At 46.0% G+C, this 3,108-nt stretch carries 1 protein-coding gene; it reads left to right on the top strand.

The genetic code is table 11. From position 1 onward, the window contains the following. Nucleotides 1-3,108: HAMP domain-containing protein (locus tag HWQ37_RS29190; RefSeq protein ID WP_292753901.1), on the top strand; the 3,108-nt coding region annotated here is incomplete at both ends.

Here is a 3,108-nt window from a genome sequence, read left to right as displayed (position 1 = left end):
AAGAAAATTACTGTTGCTGTCAAAGGCGAAATTCTCGAACTTAAGAATACCATCAATATAATGGTGGATCAACTTAATTCCTTTGCAAGTGAAGTGACGCGGGTGGCGCGGGAGGTGGGAAGCGAGGGTAAATTAGGTGTACAAGCAGATGTGCGCGGCGTGGCTGGAACTTGGAAAGATTTAACCGACAGCGTGAACTTTATGGCGGGAAGCTTAACGGCACAGGTGCGAAATATTGCCGCCGTTACCACAGCTGTAGCTAATGGCGATTTATCTAAGAAAATCTCCGTTGATGTCAAAGGTGAAATTTTAGAGTTGAAAAACACCGTCAACACAATGGTAGATCAACTCAATTCCTTTGCCAGTGAAGTTACCAGAGTTGCCCGTGAGGTGGGAACTGAAGGGAAACTAGGCGTACAAGCCGAAGTTAAAGGTGTAGCCGGCACTTGGAAAGATTTAACCGACAGCGTAAACTTCATGGCGGGAAGTTTGACGGCGCAGGTGCGGAATATTGCCGAAGTTACCACGGCGGTAGCAAATGGCGACTTATCCAAAAAAATCACCGTCGATGTGAAAGGTGAAATTCAAGAGCTTAAAAACACCATTAATACAATGGTGGATCAGCTTAATTCCTTTGCATCGGAAGTTACTAGGGTTGCTCGTGAGGTGGGAACGGAAGGTAAATTGGGCGTACAAGCTTACGTCAGAGGCGTTGCTGGAACTTGGAAAGATTTAACAGATAATGTGAACTCAATGGCGGGGAACCTTACCGGACAAGTTCGCAACATCGCCGAAGTTACCAAGGCGGTAGCTAATGGCGACTTATCTAAGAAAATTACCGTCGATGCCAAAGGCGAAATTTTGGACTTGAAGAATACGACTAATACGATGGTAGATCAACTCAGTTCCTTTGCATCGGAAGTAACGCGGGTGGCGCGGGAAGTGGGAACTGAAGGGAAGTTGGGCGGACAAGCCCAAGTCCAAGGTGTGGCGGGAACTTGGAAAGATTTAACTGATAACGTGAATTCGATGGCGGGGAACTTAACGGCACAAGTGCGAGGTATCGCCAGAGTTGTCACCGCAGTTGCGAACGGTGACTTGAAACGGAAACTCATGTTAGATGCTAAGGGAGAAATTGAAACCTTGGCAGAGACAATTAACGAGATGATTGATACTCTAGCGACATTTGCCAATCAAGTAACTACAGTAGCGCGGGAAGTGGGAATTGAAGGGAAGTTGGGGGGACAAGCGAGAGTACCTGGGGCGGCTGGAACTTGGAAAGATTTGACAGATAATGTAAATGAACTCGCGGCTACACTTACTACCCAGTTGCGAGCGATCGCAGAAGTTGCTACAGCTGTTACTAAAGGTGATTTAACTCGTTCAATTGCCGTCGAAGCATTAGGCGAAGTCGCAATCCTCAAAGATAATATCAACCAGATGATTGCCAACCTGCGGGAGACAACGCAGAAAAACACCGAACAAGATTGGTTAAAAACTAACTTAGCTAAGTTTACCCGAATGCTCCAAGGTCAGCGAGACTTGGAAACCGTATCTAAACTAATTCTCTCAGAACTAGCACCCTTGGTAGGAGCGCAACACGGCGTATTCTTCCTGATGGACTCTTCTGTTGAAAATACACCGTATTTGAAACTAATTAGTAGCTACGCTTACCGCGAACGCAGACATCTAGCCAACCGTTTCCAATTGGGTGAAGGTTTGGTGGGACAATGCGCCTTAGAAAAAGAGCGAATTCTGCTGACGGATGTACCGAACGATTATGTCAAAATTGCTTCTGGTTTAGGAGAAGCCACGCCCCTAAATGCCGTAGTCTTACCTGTACTCTTTGAAGGACAGGTGACAGCAGTGATTGAATTAGCATCCTTCCGGCGCTTTAGCGAAATTCATCTGACATTCTTCGATCAGCTTACCGAAAGTATAGCGATCGTTCTCAACACGATCGCAGCATCGATGCGAACTGAAGAATTACTCAAACAATCGCAATCTTTAGCTGAAGAACTCCAAACCCAGCAAAGCGAACTCCGCGAAACCAACAAGCGTTTAGAACAACAAGCCCAATCACTCAAAACTTCCGAAGATTTACTCAAAGGACAGCAAGAGGAACTGCAACAAACCAACGCCGAATTAGAAGAAAAAGCAGAGTTGCTGGCGATGCAGAAGCAAGAAGTGGAGCGCAAAAATCGGGAAATTGAACAAGCAAGACTTTCTTTAGAAGATAAAGCCGAACAACTCGCCCTTTCCTCAAAATACAAATCAGAATTTCTCGCCAATATGTCCCATGAACTGCGGACACCGCTAAACAGCTTGTTAATTTTGGCGAAATTGTTGACAGATAACATCGATCGCAACCTTACCAACAAACAAGTCGAATACAGCCAAACAATTTACTCAGCCGGTACTGATTTGTTGACGTTAATCAATGACATTCTGGATCTCGCTAAAATTGAATCTGGAACGATGTCGATTGACTTGATCCCAATGCCATTGGCAGAGTTGGGTGATGTGATTGAGCGCACCTTCCGGCAAATTGCTCAAAGCAAAGGACTTAGCTTTACAATTGAACTCACTCCCGAATTGCCAAACACCATCTATTCAGATGTCAAACGCTTACAACAGGTATTAAAAAATCTCCTCTCCAACGCCTTTAAATTTACCGAACAAGGAGAGGTACGCTTACAGATTGCGGTGGCGAAGCAAGGCTGGAGTTCTGACCATCAAAACTTAAATCGCGCTCCAATCGTTATTGCCTTCTCAGTCAGCGATACAGGCATTGGCATTGCCCCCGAAAAACAAAAAGTGATTTTTGAAGCATTCCAGCAAGCCGATGGCTCTACCAGTCGGAGATACGGCGGTACGGGATTGGGCTTATCAATTAGCCGCGAAATCGCCCGTCTCTTCGGCGGCGAAATTAAACTAATCAGTCAACCCGGTGAAGGTAGCACCTTTACATTCTATTTACCACAATTGAGTGCTGAGTTGCGAGTGCTGAGTCCTGAGTCTAGATCGACACTCCTCACTCCCAACTCCCAACTCCCCACTTCCTACTTCCCACTCCCAACTCCCCACTCAGCACTCAGCACTCAGCAC

Source organism: Nostoc sp. NMS4 (assembly GCF_017115095.1).
Lineage (GTDB): Bacteria > Cyanobacteriota > Cyanobacteriia > Cyanobacteriales > Nostocaceae > Nostoc.
This window is presented reverse-complemented; position numbering and strand designations above follow the sequence as displayed.